The organism is Bradyrhizobium sp. BWC-3-1, assembly GCF_032917965.1.
Lineage (GTDB): Bacteria > Pseudomonadota > Alphaproteobacteria > Rhizobiales > Xanthobacteraceae > Bradyrhizobium > Bradyrhizobium canariense_D.
In genome coordinates, this window is sequence record NZ_CP136625.1 from 5,635,239 (window position 1) to 5,652,697 (window position 17,459).

Consider the following 17,459-nt stretch of genomic DNA (forward strand, 5'->3'; position numbering starts at 1 on the left):
ATCCCAGCTAGCGCAAGGTTCTGCGTCTCACCCGGTGCACGGACCCAAGCTCGGATGGCCAAATTGGCCGCCTCAAAAACAGAGGGGCGTTTGGGTTGCCATCGCCGATCGTTGCGCTCAAGAACTGCGTCCGCGGACCCGAGCAACCCGCAATGCACGGACCATCAGTGCCTCAAACCGGCAGGAGCACGATTTCCGAGTACAGCCTGTCGATGTCGCCAGCCGCTAGGAGCGAGGAACGGTAACAGGTGCGCAGCGGGAGCATCACTCCTCGCGGCCGGACCGGAAAAAGTCGCGCTTCCGCGACGAGCGCCGCCGTCCGCTGTCGGCGCAGGATCGCCAGCTTGACGCGCTCGAGATGGCGCAGCAGCAGTTCTGGCTCACTACAATGCAGGATATCCGAATAGGGGATCCGCACCGGCAGGGCTTTGTCCCGTCCCCCCAGTCGCCTTCCATTGAGCCGGTGCGCACGGCGCTTCACCACGAGGAAGGCATGATCGGCCCCCTCGCTGACAGTGAATTGCAGGCAATCATATGGTGCGTGATCGTCGAAGATCTGCCGTTGCTGGCTGGTCAGCCTCGCGCGGACTGCGGCTGGATCGAAGCTGATGACCGGCCGGTTCGGCGCCCACAGCGTCTCGGCGTGTAGCAGGGGCGGCATGACAATCCTGTGCGAATCGAGTTTCGTGAAGTGCTGCGCAAGCAAGGCAGCCCAGGAAATCGGCTGCGGGGTGAAGGCCGTGTAGGTCAGGCTCTGGTCTCGCAACAGCGCGGCGAGCAGGGCCATGCCCCAGCCACGGTATTTTGCATGCACCGACCAGGAGGAGATGTTGCAGACGAGCGCTGCCTCCCCGTTCACCTGTCGGCGGGCGACGATTGCGCCAAGGAAACCAACGATCGCGCTGCCCTCGAGGAGCACGAAGCCGCGCTTGTGATCGGACCAGCCATGCTCGAACACGGGGCGCCAGTTCGCAGCCTCGATACCCGATTCTGGGAAAATCTGCTCGAGGAAGCGGCAGACCGGCTCGCAGTCGTCCGGATCCACGGCACGGACACGCGGGCCCGACGGAACATCCTGCTGCGCCGTCATTTCCGCCGGACCGAGGTCCCGGCTCGTCGCCAAGCCTTCGATCGACGGCGCCGCCAGAAAAGCCGAGAGGGGTAGGGCATGCCCAGTATAACGCTCGATCTCGAGCAGTAGGTTCAACAGCCCAAGTGAGTCTGCGCCGAAGCCAAGAAGATTATCCGACCAGGCGATGGGCGCGACGCCCAGCACACGCTCGCAGATATCCTGCAAATCCTGCCGCAGTCGATCACGATCTGTGACCACGGCAGGGTCCGGCGCCGACCCGCGGGATACCCTGACGGCCGCCGGTGCGCGAAGAACTGGATGCATGGCGATGGCATCGAGGCATGCTGGATTTTGCAAGGCGTCACGATTCCGCACAGGGCGGGCATTCACCGCGTCGCGCGCCGCGGCTTCGGACGGCTTGCCGTTGAAGGTGAGGGGAAGGGCCTCGACCTGTGCGATGCGCGCCGGCACGAAGGCCGGAGAGCCGCAGCGCACAAGTTCCGAGCGGATGTGCTTCGCCAGCGTGTTGTCGAGCACGAGGTCTTCGCGTAGCACGACCAGAAGGACCATACGCGTGCCGCCGGGCTCCTCCTCCGCTTGCTGCTCGACCGCCATCGCCTCGAGGACCTCGTCGATATCGTCGAGGATGCGATAGATCTCGGGGGCGCCAACGCGGATGCCGCGCACATTGAGGACCCCGTCGGAACGGCCATGCAGCCTCCACCCGCCCCGGGGCGTGGCCTCGATCAGATCGCCATGCGTCCAGAAGCCGGGGTTCTGCGCGAAATAGGCGGCATGAAAGCGCGTGCCATCGGCATCACCGTGAAAACCAAGTGGGCGCGAGGGAAAAGGGTTGGCGCAGACCAGCTCGCCGATCTGCGCCTCTGGATGGTCAGGCGGCGGCAGCGAGCGAACATCGAGGCCGAGACTGCGGCACTGTGCCTCTCCCCGATGGACGGGCAGGTTCGGATTGCCGAGGACAAAGCAGCCGATGATGTCGGTGCCGCCCGAGATTGACTGCAGCGGCATCGCCATCTTCACCTGCTCGCGGACCCAGTCGTATTGGTCGGCATGAAGGATGGAGCCGGTGGAGAGCACAGTGCGCAGGGCTGAAAGGTCGAACATGCGGCCCGGCGAAAAGCGTGCGTGCTCGCAAAAGTGTAGATAGGCAGGATTGGTGCCGAAGACTGTCACGCGCTCCTCGGCAACGATCCGCCAGAAGGTATCCGGTCCCTCGAGCGGCCCATCGTACAGGACGATCTCCACGCCAGAGGCAAGGGCTGAGAGCTGCCAGTTCCACATCATCCAGCCGCAGGAGGTCTGGAAGAACAGCTTGTCGCCCGGCCCGAGATCGCAGTGCAGCCGGTGCTCCTTCACATGTTCCAGCAGGGAGCCGCCGGCGCCGTGCTGGATACACTTCGGCGTGCCCGTGGTGCCGGACGAGAACATCGTGAACAGAAGATGATTGAACGGGTGGCGAGGCCAGCCGGAACCGTCCTTGTCACCATCATCACCGCAAAGCAAGTCGGCAAGTCTGAGCAGAGGCGTCGAGTCCTCGTCTACGGCAATCGAGCCATTGTCCAGCGCAATGATCGCCGCGAGGCCCGGCAGCCCGGCCGCCGTTTCGAGGACGCGCTTGGCAACCGGGACTCCGGGATCCCATGGCTCCGCTCGAAGGCAGCCGAACAGCACCTTAGGCTTGAGGGGAGCGAAGCGCATGAGGATAGCGGGCACGCCGATGTCGGGCGCACAACTGGCGAAGGTCGCGCCGATCGCGGCAGTCGCTAGGCAGGCGATGACCGCCTCAGCATTGTTGCGTCCGATCGCGACGACATGGTCGCCACGGCACACACCGAGCCGCTGCATCGACATCGCCAGCCGGGCGACCTTGACGCGCAGTGCGTCCCTCGTGAAGTGGTCGCGGCTGCCATCAGCATGGCAGGCCGTCAGGACTCGCTGGGCGGGACTGCCGGAGAGAAGGCACTCAGCATAGTTGAGACGAAGATCCGGGAAGAAGCGCGCGGTCTCGCACGTATCGCCCACGCAGACCGGCTCGGCCGGGCCGTCTCGCGGCAGATCAGACCACTCAAGGAAGAGGCGCCAAAAGCTGCGGAAGTCCTGAACCGAGAAACGGTCCATCACAGCGTGATCCGGCAGAATGCGCCCGGTTCGGGCCTCACACCATTGCCTGAAGACTGTGAGTTGCGAATGCGCCGTGGCCTGGTCATCGGGACCGTACACCACTGCTTCCTCTAGACTCGCCATCACTTGCCCCGTCGCTTCGGTCACACAGCAGCTGTCGCTGAACGAGACAAACCAAGCCGCCGCGCCGAGTATCTTGGTGCGACGACCTCGCCATGGTAAACTCAGACGGGGGCACTGGCCGGTGCAGAGAGGCTACCGCTCACCAGCCCCGGTGCAATCCAAACCTCGCATTAAGCTTAATGTCGCCACATAGAGTTAAATCTGGAATAGGCGCTGCTGTGGGCGGCACAATGCCAGCGCGTCTAGTAAGGTGCTCTTGCCCACCGACGTACCCGTGACCCGGTCGATTGTCGCCGGGCTGCTTCGGCTCGGGCAACGTCCGCTTCGATCAATCGCTTGCCGCCCGCCGGAACCTCTTGTGGATACGCGCTGATGGTATAGGCGCAGACATTCCGCAGCCCAGCTGCTGACCATTTCGAGGTCTCAGCTGGGCTGCGAGGCGCCTCTTGTGCTTGAGCCTGGACTAGCGAAGCCAAAACGAAGAATGCGACGGACAACACGCGGATATTGTTTGTCTCCTCGAGGTTTCGGGCGCGCTTCCTGTGCAGGCGATGCGGAGGCACGAGTCGTGCTAGAGGCGCTTGCCGGACGCGCATTCGAAGGTGAGTGATGCCTCCGCTGTCAGAGTCCACCGTTCGTACAAGCTCTTGCCGCAGATACGGCAGGCTCTACTTGAGTCGTCCTCGAAAACGCAAACCTTCTCAGGGCTAACCTTCCATGAGTTTCGCCTTCCTCCCGAGGTGACCTATGGGAGATTGCAAACCTTCACGATAGTTCTTGACCGCTACGGGTTCCGTTCACTACCCATGGGAAAGCGCCGATCGCGACCCTGTCGTAGAGAGCGCTCGGTCGACGCCGTCCCGCAGGCGAGGACCGTGGTCCGTCCTACTGGTGAGGATTGCCGATGTCGAACGCGCCAAGACGGTAATCGTCACCCGGCGATTGCTCACTCGTCGGCCGCGCGATTAAAGTGAATGTCGCGCCGGGTAGCGCGTCCACACCTCAATGTCCTCTGGAGTGACGGTCAGATATCCGAAAAAACACCTGTATCGTCCCGGCTCGGTTACACGGCCGACTTTGTCCCAATTGATCTTGTTAACGCGCATCGCTAGCTCCACTCGTTCTCAGGCAGCGAACCGGGCGGAGGTTTAAGTTCTTCGAGGCCGGCTTCGATCACCGCCAGTTCATCCTGGATCGCTCTGATCGCGTTTTCAGGGTTGATGCCTGATACAGTTTGCAGCTGAGCAAGCATGGCGCGGCGATGCGCCAGCAAGTCCGTTAGAGCCCGACGGGCCTGCACCTTGACGTAGCCCGCGACGATCAATTCCATTGCCTTCGACATTGGGTTCTCAAATTCGGCAAGGGGCTCAGAGTAAATTGTCGGGCGTGATGCTGGCGTGTTAGCGAGGGAGGCAAACCGCTGCAAGCCGGCTTGGTTTTCGATTGACTCCGCGTATCGCGTCGCTCGGCCCACCCATTTTCGTAGAAGCGCCAATTTCGTGGCTTAGCTTCGCACCTCAATATTTAGGATCAGCTACGCCAAGCTGATTTGTCTCAATGCCCCTCAACAGTTCGACTTCAAAGGAGGTGTCCCGCGACTTCGGATAGCCTCTGCCCCATGCCGACCTATATCAGTGGGCCATTGCGTGAATATCCCGCCTTTTTTGCTCACTCGCCCGTGCTGCTTGTGGAAGCGCTGCAAACGGCCATAGATCGCTTGCCGCGTGCGGCCCAGGCGTTCGCCAGCCTCCTCGGCTGTGGCACCTTCCCGAAGAAGAGCAAACAATCTCGCCTCTTCGCCCAGCGACCACGGCCGCGTTCTTGTTCGGTCATTCGCCATCGGCTGCCCTACAGGCAATCATGCTGTTTTTAGTGCGCGCGCTGTTTAGACACGCGGCGCCGGCCGCCGCGGCTTCTCAGGAAATCTAGCCGGGCGCTCGATCCGGGGCGGCGTTGGCAATCGTGAAGGCTCAGGAATTGCCGCGAACCATTGATGCCGGCAGGCGGGCCTAGCTCCGCCTGAGCGTCGGCAAAAACCATTCGCACCCTGTCCTCGTGATCCATACCGTAAAAAAATATCCCGGATGCGTTTAGAAAACGTTGCCGTTCTACAGGTGCGAACGAGCCAGCGAAAACGCGCTGCTCGGCATCATCTGAAAGCTTTCAAGAATGTTGGAAGCAGCCGCTAAAGGCGAGCGGCGCTTGGCCGATGCCCTTTTGCAACGAGCCTACGCGGCGATATTAAATGTTGCGATTAAGGTCCGCATGTCTTGGGCCAAATCGCGGTAGCGCTTGGCCAGCTTCTGGTATAGCTCGCGCTCACCTCCGCCCGATCGATCCGCGATCAACTCGCATTCGAGTGCGAGGCTTTCAAAACGCTCCAGCTTGGCTTGGAAAGCAGACATTAGAACCCCCAAACTCATCACAAAGGGAGGGCGACCCTAATCGTGCAATTAGTTCACAGCAAACATTGTTATGAGCAATAACTGCTCTGCTGAGCCACGCGGGCAGCGCCGCCGCTACCCGCTTGTGATGACCCGTCGTAAGTGTTTGGATAGGCTGCATCATGGACCACTGTGGGTTAGACCTGAGGCGGATACCACTGCCACTCCCGCTTGCATTTTCGGTATACCTGTTTAATGAACAAGCCCATTAAGGTACGCCCAAACCAGAGGCGCGGTCGTCCGGCGACGGGTAAGGATCCGTTGGTAAGCGCACGGCTACCGAAAAACCTCATCACCGCAATCGAGGCATTGGCCGAAAATCAGAAGATCAGCAGATCCGACGCCGTTCGCCGATTAATTGAAAGCGGGCTGCAGGCTTGGATCGAGGATCAACGGTGACCGCCATCCGTCCCGAGGTGACGAGTGAGCAAGAAGCTGCCATCAAGCAGCTTCTCAGGGGGGCCTCCAAACGCATCCGTCCAAGTCGGGTCTTCTCGATTGTGCCTCATGGCAGAACCGCGAGTTTGCATCCGACCGCGGTGCGGACAACGTGGTTTGGTTTTTGGTTGCACTTCCCGCGTTCGTAATCGTTTATGTAATCTGGGTGAAGATTGGCGCGACCTGATGGAAAATGATCGTGAACCCCTTCAAGGCGCGTCGAGGAAGGTGGCTGCGAAGCTAAGACCAAGCCCTCGCAAGCTTGCTTGAGCGAGACGATAACATAAGGGAGCGGATCAAGACCACGGAAAGGCTGTCGCCGCAAGTTGCGAACAAAGGCTGGTGGCTTTCGCATCCAACTCGCGAAGGAGGAGTCGGAATGCGTTTCACGCTCGCGTCGGTATTACTGGCGGTCGCTCAGGCACAGGCTGCAACATGGAATTCGCAGGATTGCGAGTTCGTGGAGCTGTTCTTTCAGGAGTGCGCCAAGGGACCGCAGCAAACTGGACACTTCGGCGAGCAGTGCCTCGGGACTGCATCCGAGAGCGAGGCCAGCGGGTTGATGAAGTTCGAGCAACGTCACCCCGCATCCGGCACCTCGACAAAGTTTGCAAGCAGGTCTGCGACCAGGAGATCACCGCCGACAAAGCCACCCGGCAATTCTGCCATCGTCGCCGCTCTGAGCGGTAGTAACGATGAATTAGGAAACCCGAACTAAGCTATTTACGTTCGAACCTCGCACAGTCGGTCACCTTTTGGTAGAAGCGTACGGCCTCAGCTCCGTTCCTCAGCCCGGAGCTGAGGTCATCGCGCCAACCACGCTACCTAGAAAAATGGCGTGTTCTCCGATGTAATCGTCCGCTCTTTGGTGGCGCGCAAACTGCGAACATAATAGCCTTGTGCCTGAACGGCTGACTTGATTTCGTCGCTGACCTTGAGAACTCGTTTCCTGCTCTTGCGCCACTTATGTGCCGAGTAAAGCACGGGTAAGGCAGAGCCTGTACCTAGAACAAGCAAGTCGCGCTTGTCATTGCGATAGATGTCAAACATTTTCCGCCCCACCGATCATATTGAACTAAGAATGAAATATACTTTGTCATCTCAATGGAGGAGCTTAGTATCTCAAACGGCTGTGCAGGTTGTAAATCTGCAACGCCCGCGATTTTTCCTCCCAGCGTTCCGGATTTGGAACGAGCTGATGCAAGCCCGAATAATAAACCTTAAAACGGCAGGAGACAGCGGTTCTCCGGCTTCAGTCAGCCGCGCCAGTGCGGCGATGACGCGTTGCGGATGTCGGTGACACGGCCGGCCGCTGCGCTGTGGTGAGGGCTGCTCGAAATAGCGTCGATAGCCTAAGGATTCGGCAACGCCCCTCGCTTAGATACCAACCCCTTGAAAAATAGGGCGTGCTTTTCGACGAGATGCCAAGAGGCCCAGCCGCACGCTACCGTTATCGGCAATGAAATCAAACAAAGCGCCCATCCTGATAGAGATTGGTCCAATTGCGCCACGAACAACCTGCTCAATGGGCCAACCGCAAAGATATGTGCCATAGGACAGATCACCAAATTTGGTCGCGTCCTTCATCCACGGCGTGTTCGATAGACCAAAGTAGATAATGGGATAAGCAGCAAGGATCGGAAACAGGACCAGCAGCCAGCCGGTGGGAGCGGCCAACAACAGGAAAAGGGCGAAAGCCTACAGCGATATTTCGCGACAACTTGAACCGTTCGCGCACTAAGTACGTGGCCACGCCCGCACAGAATGACGGGACGGTGTAAAGCAGTTTTCGCCCACGCTGCTGAGCGGCAGCCAGCCGCTAAGAATAAAGGCGAACAATACGGTTCCAGCTAAGAGGCCAAATATGGCGACCGGCAGAACTACCAGATTAAGGGCAGCGAAAACAAAAAGAAGAATATAGCAATATATCTCACTCGCAATGAGAGCGGCTCGTTCTACTCGTGCCCATCGGCAATAAGAAAAGCGCGAGAAAATATCACGGAGGCCGCTGCTACTAGCCGGATCGCGTCGAAATTGCGAAGCCGCTGTATTTGGTGCATTCGCCTAAACATTCAAAGGCAATCCGGGCATCGAAAGATCCTTGGAGATTTGACGAAATGCAAGGTGTTTGGGCCGATAACCCGATCCATTGCTGCTGCCCTTGTCCTCAATTGACATCGGCCTCGCTTATCGGCACGCTTTACGTGTACGCTGGAGGGGGTTTTCAGGTCCGCGCGAAAACGCGCAGCATGCAAAACGATCGTCTGGTGCCCTCTTTGATGCCCCGACGACCCAACTGCTGAAGTTCATAGATGGCTCTATCGAGAACGGATACCGGCCGGCTCAATCACCACGTGGAGGATGATCTGTCCCGCACTCTTCCGCACGCCGTCGCTCATCCACCCGCGGATGATCACGTCGCCGAGGACCGAGAGCCGGAGCCACTCTCCGATCGAAATGACAGTGCGCCCATAATTCATCCGCCCCAAGAGGCCCCTGCCCTGTCGTCCGCGAACTTCGATTCCGGGGTGGAGGAGTCCGGACGTGTAACCGCAATTGCGATGTGGATGCAGCGAGCACGCCGCATCTGGCGCGGGCACCTCCAGCGCGAACAACTTCCCGAGCTGACCGCAAGGCCGATCGCAAATATCGAGCGATGGTTGCTCGCATTACTGAGCGTTGTCGTTATCGTCATCTGCGTTTCTGCGACCATAGTCTTCATGCAAGTCAAGTCGCTCAAAGCGGACATCGCGATCCTGCAACGCGACATCATTGCGCTTAAGCTGCGCGTAGCCAGACTTGATCAGATCGCGAGCGCCAACGAGGCACGTGACAAGCCAAGCAGTGAAACACCGAAGCCGCCGGCGGAAACTCGTCCTGAGCGGGCTTCGCTCAACCTATCGCGCGAAGAGATTCAGTTGATCCGAGACTATATCAAGCCCGCCCCAATCGCAGGCTCCGCGACTGAGTCCATCAAGGTCGGCGATCCCATCACGGGGCCGACGATTCCATTCCCGTCTCCGGTCACGGAGAAGGTGCGGAAACTGATCGGCGCGAGGTTTGCAATCAGAAACGGCACGATCATCATCGTCAGCAAGGACAGTCGGCAGGCTGACGCTGTGCTTGGACCGAATTGAGCCTTAGCTGGCCGACGTCCCGGCCGGCCCGCCTCCATCGGCAACCAAGCCAAGGCGGGTAAAGGCCCGCCATCATTTCTCTGAATGCGACGCAGCGGCGCGCGTCCAGCAAGACCCCATGCTCCTTCAAATCGCGAACCACGACGTCGATGAAGGCGCTGGTGCAAGATCTAATGTCAGGAGTAGCCATCGCCGCCATCTGTTTAAGCATCAATCCAGCGTCACGGTTGGACACCCCACCGAAGAGAGCCTGGAGACTTACGGGAAAGCGGCCTCCGTTCGGCTGACTGGCGCTCTGCAGGTTTCGTCGAGGATCGGTTTGGTTTTCACACCGGGACCCGGCCGATTACGAGACCCCCGCTGGTCCTTAAGATCGCTTTTGGCGCGAGCCAAAACCTGCATACCCGATCTTTCGGAGAGCCGAGAGTCTCCACGTTGGCGAGCCGGGCAAGTTGAGGCGCATTTCCAAGTTCTAGCTCGACCATCACAGCAGCACTGGCATCGAGATGGACGAGCGAGGCGGCCACGACCATGTTGAGATTGACCGGTGAGATTACGGGAACGCTGGGGGAGTAACGCGCAATATCGAAAGATCGTTATAATTCAGCCCGCTAGCCTACTTACACGCGGGAGAGGTCGAAGTTCGATCCCTTGTGCGTCCGTATTCACCTTGTTGCCCTTCCCCTAACAGCCGAATATGAGCGCTCGGAGAATCGGTTTATGCTCGGTTCAGCCAAACCTCACGGGGGAAGCGGGGAATGGTCAGGCCCGGCGCGCGCGATCACCGGACAAAAACGCGTCGGGCCGCGAGCATTTAGATAGCTGAAAGCCCGTCGGACCGTTGGCGAAACTATCTCGCCTTGGTCGGTTCGCCCGCGGTGCGCACCAGGCGGTCCGCTTTCACCAGCACTCGATCCTCAGCCGGCTGCGGTCGCAGCCAAAAGCTGATCGCGATGAACGCCAGAGAAAACACCAAGCCAACTGCCATCACGCGCCGGTGGGTGGGTCTATCGGCATTATGAAACGATGGGACCATTTGGCACCTTCATTCTAAGGCGGTCCTCGGGACACCATTCTGGTCGTCGGTCTGGGAAGCGATGAGGTTCAAAGGGCGGCCTAAGGGGGTTTGAGGTTTGCGATCAGAAACGCGTGATCATCATCCTCACAAAGGATAGTCGCCAGGCTGATGCCGTGCTCGGGAGCCAACTGACCAGCAGCTGGCCAACGTTCCCTGTCACCCGCCCCATCGGAAACCAAACCAAGGGGCAAACGTCAAGCAATTATAGGGAAAACGCCACATTGCGAGGGAAACCGATGAAGAGAATTGGCCGAAGTACTTGAGCAACCCAACAGATCCAAGCGTCGCGGCGCGCTGGCGTCGAAATCGGAGCAGGGAATTTTCGATAGCGAACAGGGAATCTGCCCGGCCGCGAGCCGGGACAATCCGATAACGTCCAGTTCTCACACGCTTGTATCGCCGCACCCGGACGCGATCTGTTCTCAGCCTCGATTTGCAGACAGACGGGACCAAGATGGCCAACCGAAAAGCGGGCTCGCGTTCGCTATGATGAGGCATTTAGGCGGGTACCATGGAACAGTGCCGCCAGTGTCCAAAAGCGAACAGACCTGATTGCTGGATTGTTCCAGGCTCAGATGCTCGGTGATCTCACTACCGCCAAGCAGCGTCCAGATGGCCCCAGCATTCAGGATTGGGCTGGGCGGCGGAACGAACTGATGCCCACATGCGGGAGGAATGGAAATGAAACATCCCAGCATCGCAGACGTCAGCTGCGTTATTCTTCAATGCTTGGAGGCGTATCAAGTCGATAATGTCGAACCGCTCGTGTTGAAGTGTTTCCCGGATATCGACCGGCACACGCTTTGGCAGGCATACAACCTCGCTTTGGTGGCGTACACGTCAGGCACAGACGTTAAACTCCAACAAAAGCAACAATCACCCGCGCAATAGGGGGATTTGGGAAAATGCACGGGCTGATCGTAAGCGTCCATTTCTCTCGGGTGGTTCGTGAACGGAGCGTGGACGCGTCAGAGTGAAGCTTCGCGGGGCACCACGAGGCACGGAAGCGTAGCGATTTGAATCAACGGCAGTATTGCGAGGCGGAGGCGACCCGCTCACCTCTTCTGGCCAATGCTTGAAGTTCTCCCAATGCAATCTTGAAGCGGCACCCCGGTTTGACGTGCCCGGTGATGAGGCTGCTTGGAATAATGTCGGTAGCCCAAGCGTTCGGCAACGCCGCTCGCTTAGATACCAGCCCTTTGAAAGATAGGGCGTGCTCTTCGAGTTCGGATAAAAATACGCCGTCTGAGAAAAAGCTGTCGGGCCGGAGCACGGAAACTACCGCGATGACTTCCGTAGCCGAACTCCCACCCCGCCGCCGTTCTCCTCGATGAACTGGATGCCTGCCGAGCTCACTGCGCTCACAATCTTTGTAGTCGTTTCGGCGCGACCGCCGAGCGGCCCATCGGAGGCTTCCAGCCGTTTGATCGTTGGAATTGATACTTCGGCAGCTTCCGCTAAATCCTCCTGAGACCAACCCAATAGAGCACGAGCAGCTTTAATTTGTCGGATTGATACTTTTGGTATTGACATCGCACTGCGCTCTTTGATACTTTTAGTATCACATTAGATGAATCAGAGCGCGAGGATTACAGCGATGCAAGCTCTTGCCAACAGACTAATCGATCGGCGTACATTCATTGGCGGATCCGACGCTAGGATCATCATGGGGGATGATCAGGACAAGCTCGTCAGGCTCTGGCGCGAGAAGCGGGGTGAAATTGCGCCTCAGGACCTCACCCAAGAGCTGATTGTCCAACTTGGCACCATCACCGAGGACCTCAATCGCAGCTGGTACGAGCGCAACAGCGGCCACACCGTCGAAGATGTGCAGCGCGAGGTCCGGCACCCCGTCCACAAATGGATGGGCGCGACGCTCGATGGTCGCGTCGAGCAGACCGGGGCCGTGTTTGAGGCCAAGTTCATGCTGCCCTGGAATTTCTCCGAGGAAGCAGCCGCGGATAAACATATGGCCCAGCTGCAGCACAATATGTGGGTGATCGCAGCGCGATCGGCGGTACTCTCCATCATTACCGGGGGTGGCAAATGGGTCGAGATGACCGTCTCCGCCGATCCGCTCTATCAACACCTTCTTCTGACGGCCGAGAAGAAATTCTGGCGCTGCGTCCAGACCGGCGAGCCACCAGTGTTGTTCAATATCGAAACGCCCCGCCCGCGGTTGGAAGCGATCAAGATTGTCAATATGACCGCATCCAATTCGTGGGCCGAGCTTGCGGCAACCTATCTCCAGACTCGCGAAGCTCACGGGGATCACGAACTAGCCAAGTCCGAATTGAAGAAGCTGGTCCCTGAGGACGCTAAGGAGGCCGTTGGCCACGGCATCAAGGCCAAGCGCTCAAGATCCGGTGCGATCAGCTTCGAAGCATTGGCTGTGGAAGGTCCCCATGCATCAGTGCAGTGAGCGTATCGGAATCATCGCAGCGGCCCTTGCTCGAGCCCAAGCCGAACTGATCAACCCGGAGAAGACCCTGACCGCAATCATCCGGTCACCATTCCCTCGGGAGGAAGACCGAACCTTTCGTTATGCTTCCCTAGCAAGCGGCCTCGACATCGTTCGGAAGGCGCTGAGCCAGCAGGAGATCGCAACCATCCAGACCACGCGCATCGAGGCGTCCACCGGCACCATTCACCTCACCACCCTGCTCGCGCATGCCTCCGGCGAATGGATCTCGTCGGACTGGCCGGTCTGCGCACTCAAGGACGTCGAGGCCCCGCACCGCATGGGGGCGGCGCTGACCTATGCCCGCCGCTATGCGCTGTTCGCGCTGGTCGGGATCACCGGCGAAGACGATCTCGACGCGCCCGACGCGGTGGCAGCCCCGACGGCCGCGGCGCCGCAGGCAGCCTCAGGCGCCAAAGCCAAGCCCGCCAAGGGTGTTCTCAACCGGGCGCCGGTGCTGGGGCCGCCAGAGTCTGCGGAGCTCCGGGAGGGGCTGTTGCGCCAGCTCGCAGCCCTGCACGAGGGCGATGGCCTGCTCGCCTGGGCCAAGGCCAGCCTGCCGCTCAAGAACACCCTGCTGGCGGCGGACGCCCGGATCATCGAGGTCGCCTATCAGAGCAAGCTTGAGGACGCCTCTCGTCCCGCGGTCGACCTCGCAGACCAAGCGGCAGCAGCGGGACGAGAGCAAGGCCCGTCGGGAGCGCCGCTCCCGGCGGCCGCAGCGGACACCGAGGTCGCGCTGCAGCCGTCGCTGTCGGTGGCCGAAGGAGACGGGCTCGCCCATCCCAAGGAGCCGCCCCGCAAGCGCAGCAAGGCGCACCTGTTGTTTGTCCGCGGACAGTCCTGCCTGGTCTGCCAGCGAACCCCGTGCGATGCCCACCATCTGAAATTCGCTCAGCCCACGGCTCTCGGCCGCAAGGTCAGCGACGAGTTCACGGTTCCTTTGTGCCGCGCTCATCACCAGGAGCTGCACCGGCAAGGTAACGAGCGCGCGTGGTGGTCCAACCTGCAGATCTCGCCCCTGCCTATCGCGCAGGAGCTGTGGGCGGCAAGTCCGGTCCACGATCAAACCACCGCCGCAATCGCGATCGTGGCTTCCTCCACGCATCTTGATTCGGAGGCCTCACCATGATGAACGCGCCATTCCCGAGCGCGCACCAGCTCAAGGCGACTGCGGTGCCGGTCGAGTTTGAGGCCTTAACGGCATCGCCATTGCTGCTGCCGGGCGCGCGCCTACCAGATGCTGCGGCAGGCGATCTTCGCTGACCTCGCGCCGCGATCCGTCATTGAATGGCTGCTCGCCGTCAATGTCGCCGAACTGTCCTGGGAGATCCAACGCTATCGCCTGTTACGCCACACGCTTCTAGAGACCTATCGTCAAAAAGCAATCGAAGCTGCGCCGCGCAGCATCGACATGGTCGGGATCGCTCCCCGGTTCGAAGATGACGCCGAGTACTACAGGTTGCAAAACGCGCTCAGCTGGCGGATTGATGCAGCGGCTGCAACCGAGATCGACACGCGTCTCGCTAATTATGGCTTCGATCAACAGGCCATCAACAGCAAAGTCTATGTGCAGGGCGCGAGATGTTCGTGCTGTTGGAGGGCCTGCTCAATGCCGCTCAAACCAAACGCATTCTGCTCCTCAGCGAGATCAGGAATCAGCGCCTCGCGGATGGGCGATGCGCCAGCGGCAATGACGCAACTCAGTGGTGGGGCAACCGAGTAGCACTTCCCCTGACGTAGCACGCTCCCGTCTCGAACGTTTCGAGCGTGATCATAGTCGCTTGCCCGTCTCGCCTAGGCGAACGGGTTGACTGCTGCTCTCGAAGTTGAGGTGAACACCTTACTGGCCCGCCCGTTGGGGAGGTGCGCCTCAGTCGTCCCAGAGGCGCTTTCCGCACCCGCATTCAAACAAGTGGGTGATGCCTCCGCTATCAGAGTCCACGACTGTTCGCACAAGCTTCATTTTCTTGCCGCAGATGCCGCAGGTTCTGCTGGAGTTGTCCGCGACAACGCAAATCTTCTCCGCGCGAAATATTTCCATGACCTCGCCCCTCATCCAAGGTGACCGTGGTGGAGATTACAACCCGATTGCAGCAGGGAAACTGGAGGAAATGGGGTACGAAGTCGCGACAAAATTGCGACTGTACGCAGAGCGAAATAAGATGCGTGACCTCTACGACCCTTAAATCGAGGTACCTCGTTAGGAGTAAATGCCTGATCAGGTCTGGGGGCTAATGTAATCCCTGTGCAGAACGGTTGGTCGTTGGGCACCATCGAACAGAACGGTGATGCCCGTAGTACGGGGGCTTACGTCGACAACGACGCCAACCTTGCCAGCCAGTTCTGGGCAACGAATTGTTCCGAGCTTGCTGATCTTGAAACGAATGCCGGCTGCAATCCTGCCTGTTTTCAAATCCATGGTTTGCCTCGCAAAAGAGAACAGATCGTCTTGAGAAAGCGCAGAACGAGTAGCAATTCTTCAGATATACCTATGATTGTGGCCGCTATCAATTTTCGCGGCTTCACTATTTCGTTAACGGGTCAGAGTCCTTGACTTAACAATCGCGCCTGCCGTCATTGGTTCCCACCGGCCCTGGGCAAGCCGGCGGTGCAGCGCACATGGCAGGTCCAGCAAATATCGATGCCTTGAGCGGATGAAATGAAAGTCTGGATATATACGAATACGCGCAAGAACGTTGGCGACCCACAGCACCTGAAGGTCTTTGCGACTAAGGAGGCCGCGCAGCCCTGATTTAAGCAGAACGACCCTGAGGGCGTCGCATTCGCTTACGAGATCATGTTGGGCCGCGGTTACTTGGCCAAGGCGCTCCTGGTGCTCTCCGTCCTGCTGCTTGGGATTGCCGATCTATTCACCACCAACATGATCCTCAATCTTGGCCTCGGCGAGTTGAACCCGTTCATGCATATTGCTCAGAACTTGCCAGGTCCTTGGTGGCTTATCCCGAAGCTCGGATGTGGCTACTTTGGCGTAGCAATAATCCTTACAAAATCGCTCTCGTGATGGCTTTCTGCTGTATGCCGGTACTGAACAATCTACTCATCATCGCAAATTCACACTGAAGCGCTCACAGGCGACCTCACAGTCCACACGTGGCGTCAAGCGAACCATTGCCCGACGACGATGCCGACTGATGCCGCGCGCTGCCAATACTAGATGTAGTCGCGAAGTCGTCCTGTCTCGCGTACCCGCGATCTCGCAGCGAAGATAGGATGCGACCAGGGGAGCGGAGCGAGACGGGAGAGCAGTATCTTTTCCGGTCCCAGCGCGATTAGGTGGCCACATGAAGCATCCGCTGGTGAGGCTGGGACGGACGGTGGATTGCCGGTTCCTGGAGGAGCGATTCGCGGAGGCTGATGCCGATGATCAGCGGCGGCGGCCGCTGCTGCGCGGTTGATCGGAGGCTGGCGATCCTCAAGCACACCTAACCTGTCAGACGAGGTGCTGTGCGAGTCCCGTATTACCAGCACTCCTTCGGCGACGATCCGACCATCGGTCAAGGTTTGGCTCGAACTTGCTTACCTGAAGCATGCTAGGCAAAATACAAGGTCCGCAACATGAACGTACCGATCAATGCGCCCGCTATGGAAGGCGCGAATGGAATACGCCTGCGACCCCTTTCGGTAACCTCGCTTTTGACCCAGCCAAATTTGGCGGCAAAACTGTGCAAGATGCTGAACAGGGCCAGTAGCACGGCGAACGGCAACGCGCCGGATAAGCCGGTCCAGAGAAACGCCACCATCAGAATCTTAACGTCACCGCCGCCCATCCAGCCGGTGCCATAAAGCGCCAGCAGCACCACAGACATCAAAGCTGTGAACGCCAGATCCCACCCTAAGACAACCCAGTGACCGGTCAGCACGGCGTAAAGGACAAAAAGGCCAGCCAATGTCAGGATCAAGTCATTGCGGATCTTGTATTCCCGCAAATCCGTCAACGCGACGTAGAACAGGAGCGCGCTGGTGATGATGAGGACGATATTTGCCCAGGTGGAAGGCACAGATGTCAGAGTTCTGCGCGCGCGGCGCGGATATAGAGCAGATGCGAGATCGCGAACGATAGAAGGCACGTGCCCATGATGCTCGACAGCACGTAGAAGCCTGCCCCGGACGGAACGGCAATCCCGACGAGCGACGCCTGGGTGGTGGGCGGCCCCGGCGTTTGCCAGAACATGACCAGAAAGGCCGCACAGGCAAAGCTAAGGTGGGTGGCCAGCGCCAGCGGTAGCCTGGACCTTGCAAAGAGGCCAAAACATGCCAACGCAAAGATGGGCAGCGCGATGCCGAACAACTGAAAACCTTCAACGTCGACGACCTCGCTCAAGGCCGCATAACTTCTCTGGAATATGCCGAACATGCGCAAGTTGACGAACCAGAGGAACTCTGAACTCGGCGCGTATTCGAGGGCGCGCGCAGCAAGCTCGGCGCACAGGGTCGTGACAAACAGCGCCAGCGGTCCCAGAAATTGGAGTTTGAAAAGCCGATTCATAAGACAAGCCATACGTCAAAGACGTTTAACTTGTCTTAAAGGTTCCCTGATCTG

At 59.1% G+C, this 17,459-nt stretch carries 18 protein-coding genes and 1 pseudogene; 9 read left to right on the forward strand and 10 right to left on the reverse strand.

The genetic code is table 11. From position 1 onward, the window contains the following. Positions 1-172: 172 nt before the first annotated feature. The 3 genes and pseudogenes from RX329_RS27555 to RX329_RS27565 all read right to left on the reverse strand — a co-directional run bounded on the left by RX329_RS27555 (position 173) and on the right by RX329_RS27565 (position 4,667). Positions 173-3,337, reverse strand: a complete 3,165-nt coding sequence (locus RX329_RS27555; protein WP_317246442.1) for an acetoacetate--CoA ligase — start codon at positions 3,335-3,337, stop codon at positions 173-175. 885 nt (positions 3,338-4,222) lie between these two features. Continuing rightward, positions 4,223-4,443: pseudogene (locus tag RX329_RS27560) on the reverse strand (hypothetical protein). Between the two features lie 2 nt (positions 4,444-4,445). Next, positions 4,446-4,667: a hypothetical protein gene (locus RX329_RS27565; RefSeq protein WP_317244509.1), complete on the reverse strand. Its 222-nt coding sequence runs from the start codon at positions 4,665-4,667 to the stop codon at positions 4,446-4,448. 288 nt (positions 4,668-4,955) lie between these two features. On the opposite strand from RX329_RS27565, the gene RX329_RS27570 reads away from it, so the two are divergent. Continuing rightward, on the forward strand, positions 4,956-5,210 hold the full coding sequence (locus RX329_RS27570; protein WP_317244510.1) for a hypothetical protein: 255 nt from the start codon (positions 4,956-4,958) through the stop codon (positions 5,208-5,210). 355 nt (positions 5,211-5,565) lie between these two features. On the opposite strand, the gene RX329_RS27575 is transcribed toward RX329_RS27570, so the two are convergent. Next, a complete protein-coding gene (locus RX329_RS27575; protein WP_317244511.1) occupies positions 5,566-5,742 on the reverse strand; it encodes a hypothetical protein in 177 nt (58 codons plus the stop codon). Between the two features lie 234 nt (positions 5,743-5,976). Here RX329_RS27575 and RX329_RS42040 point away from each other — a divergent pair, with 234 nt between their 5' ends. Continuing rightward, the gene (locus RX329_RS42040; RefSeq protein WP_377827416.1) at positions 5,977-6,180 is read left to right on the forward strand and encodes a ribbon-helix-helix protein, CopG family; all 204 of its coding nucleotides are present in this window, start codon (positions 5,977-5,979) and stop codon (positions 6,178-6,180) included. A 418-nt stretch (positions 6,181-6,598) separates the two neighbouring features. After that, the gene (locus RX329_RS27580; RefSeq protein WP_317244512.1) at positions 6,599-6,937 is read left to right on the forward strand and encodes a hypothetical protein; all 339 of its coding nucleotides are present in this window, start codon (positions 6,599-6,601) and stop codon (positions 6,935-6,937) included. Between the two features lie 107 nt (positions 6,938-7,044). On the opposite strand, the gene RX329_RS27585 is transcribed toward RX329_RS27580, so the two are convergent. Next, the gene (locus tag RX329_RS27585; RefSeq protein WP_317244513.1) at positions 7,045-7,269 is read right to left on the reverse strand and encodes a hypothetical protein; all 225 of its coding nucleotides are present in this window, start codon (positions 7,267-7,269) and stop codon (positions 7,045-7,047) included. Between the two features lie 327 nt (positions 7,270-7,596). Further along, complete coding sequence (locus RX329_RS27590; RefSeq protein WP_317244514.1) at positions 7,597-7,896, reverse strand: hypothetical protein; 300 nt, start codon at positions 7,894-7,896, stop codon at positions 7,597-7,599. Positions 7,897-8,531: 635 nt separating this feature from the next. Here RX329_RS27590 and RX329_RS27595 point away from each other — a divergent pair. Continuing rightward, positions 8,532-9,356: a hypothetical protein gene (locus RX329_RS27595; RefSeq protein ID WP_317244515.1), complete on the forward strand. Its 825-nt coding sequence runs from the start codon at positions 8,532-8,534 to the stop codon at positions 9,354-9,356. A gap of 2,356 nt (positions 9,357-11,712) precedes the next feature. On the opposite strand, the gene RX329_RS27600 is transcribed toward RX329_RS27595, so the two are convergent. Then, positions 11,713-11,967, reverse strand: coding sequence for a helix-turn-helix transcriptional regulator (locus RX329_RS27600; RefSeq protein WP_317244516.1), 255 nt, complete (start codon positions 11,965-11,967; stop codon positions 11,713-11,715). Between the two features lie 64 nt (positions 11,968-12,031). Here RX329_RS27600 and RX329_RS27605 point away from each other — a divergent pair, with 64 nt between their 5' ends. From RX329_RS27605 to RX329_RS27620, 4 genes are read left to right on the forward strand one after another with little or no spacing between them, the layout of a single operon-like run. Further along, positions 12,032-12,856, forward strand: a complete 825-nt coding sequence (locus RX329_RS27605; protein WP_317244517.1) for a YqaJ viral recombinase family protein — start codon at positions 12,032-12,034, stop codon at positions 12,854-12,856. Next, positions 12,840-14,027 (forward strand): ERF family protein, encoded by a 1,188-nt coding sequence (locus RX329_RS27610; protein WP_317244518.1) that lies wholly within the window; start codon positions 12,840-12,842, stop codon positions 14,025-14,027. Before RX329_RS27605 ends, RX329_RS27610 begins: the two co-directional genes overlap by 17 nt. Then, positions 14,024-14,161: a hypothetical protein gene (locus RX329_RS27615; protein ID WP_317244519.1), complete on the forward strand. Its 138-nt coding sequence runs from the start codon at positions 14,024-14,026 to the stop codon at positions 14,159-14,161. The genes RX329_RS27610 and RX329_RS27615 overlap by 4 nt, the downstream gene beginning before the upstream one ends. Next, positions 14,136-14,621, forward strand: coding sequence for a hypothetical protein (locus RX329_RS27620; protein WP_317244520.1), 486 nt, complete (start codon positions 14,136-14,138; stop codon positions 14,619-14,621). The genes RX329_RS27615 and RX329_RS27620 overlap by 26 nt, the downstream gene beginning before the upstream one ends. Positions 14,622-15,116: 495 nt before the next feature. On the opposite strand, the gene RX329_RS27625 is transcribed toward RX329_RS27620, so the two are convergent. Then, positions 15,117-15,317, reverse strand: a complete 201-nt coding sequence (locus tag RX329_RS27625; RefSeq protein ID WP_317244521.1) for a hypothetical protein — start codon at positions 15,315-15,317, stop codon at positions 15,117-15,119. Between the two features lie 396 nt (positions 15,318-15,713). Here RX329_RS27625 and RX329_RS27630 point away from each other — a divergent pair, with 396 nt between their 5' ends. Continuing rightward, positions 15,714-15,920, forward strand: a complete 207-nt coding sequence (locus tag RX329_RS27630; protein ID WP_317244522.1) for a DUF5658 family protein — start codon at positions 15,714-15,716, stop codon at positions 15,918-15,920. 529 nt (positions 15,921-16,449) lie between these two features. Here RX329_RS27630 and RX329_RS27635 read toward each other — a convergent pair. Both RX329_RS27635 and RX329_RS27640 read right to left on the reverse strand, forming a co-directional pair. Beyond that, positions 16,450-16,917, reverse strand: a complete 468-nt coding sequence (locus tag RX329_RS27635; protein ID WP_317244523.1) for a prepilin peptidase — start codon at positions 16,915-16,917, stop codon at positions 16,450-16,452. A gap of 5 nt (positions 16,918-16,922) precedes the next feature. After that, positions 16,923-17,405, reverse strand: a complete 483-nt coding sequence (locus RX329_RS27640) for a hypothetical protein (RefSeq protein ID WP_317244524.1) — start codon at positions 17,403-17,405, stop codon at positions 16,923-16,925. Positions 17,406-17,459: the final 54 nt, after the last annotated feature.

Coding starts and splice junctions, on each gene's coding strand:
- RX329_RS27555 (WP_317246442.1), bottom strand. CDS start 3,337: ATGGCGAGTCTAGAGGAAGCAGTGGTGTACGGTCCCGATGACCAGGCC.
- RX329_RS27595 (WP_317244515.1), top strand. CDS start 8,532: ATGGCTCTATCGAGAACGGATACCGGCCGGCTCAATCACCACGTGGAG.
- RX329_RS27610 (WP_317244518.1), top strand. CDS start 12,840: ATGCATCAGTGCAGTGAGCGTATCGGAATCATCGCAGCGGCCCTTGCT.
- RX329_RS27615 (WP_317244519.1), top strand. CDS start 14,024: ATGATGAACGCGCCATTCCCGAGCGCGCACCAGCTCAAGGCGACTGCG.
- RX329_RS27580 (WP_317244512.1), top strand. CDS start 6,599: ATGCGTTTCACGCTCGCGTCGGTATTACTGGCGGTCGCTCAGGCACAG.
- RX329_RS27575 (WP_317244511.1), bottom strand. CDS start 5,742: ATGTCTGCTTTCCAAGCCAAGCTGGAGCGTTTTGAAAGCCTCGCACTC.
- RX329_RS27640 (WP_317244524.1), bottom strand. CDS start 17,405: ATGAATCGGCTTTTCAAACTCCAATTTCTGGGACCGCTGGCGCTGTTT.
- RX329_RS42040 (WP_377827416.1), top strand. CDS start 5,977: ATGAACAAGCCCATTAAGGTACGCCCAAACCAGAGGCGCGGTCGTCCG.
- RX329_RS27605 (WP_317244517.1), top strand. CDS start 12,032: ATGCAAGCTCTTGCCAACAGACTAATCGATCGGCGTACATTCATTGGC.
- RX329_RS27565 (WP_317244509.1), bottom strand. CDS start 4,667: ATGGAATTGATCGTCGCGGGCTACGTCAAGGTGCAGGCCCGTCGGGCT.
- RX329_RS27570 (WP_317244510.1), top strand. CDS start 4,956: ATGCCGACCTATATCAGTGGGCCATTGCGTGAATATCCCGCCTTTTTT.
- RX329_RS27600 (WP_317244516.1), bottom strand. CDS start 11,967: ATGTCAATACCAAAAGTATCAATCCGACAAATTAAAGCTGCTCGTGCT.
- RX329_RS27625 (WP_317244521.1), bottom strand. CDS start 15,317: ATGGATTTGAAAACAGGCAGGATTGCAGCCGGCATTCGTTTCAAGATC.
- RX329_RS27620 (WP_317244520.1), top strand. CDS start 14,136: ATGCTGCGGCAGGCGATCTTCGCTGACCTCGCGCCGCGATCCGTCATT.
- RX329_RS27585 (WP_317244513.1), bottom strand. CDS start 7,269: ATGTTTGACATCTATCGCAATGACAAGCGCGACTTGCTTGTTCTAGGT.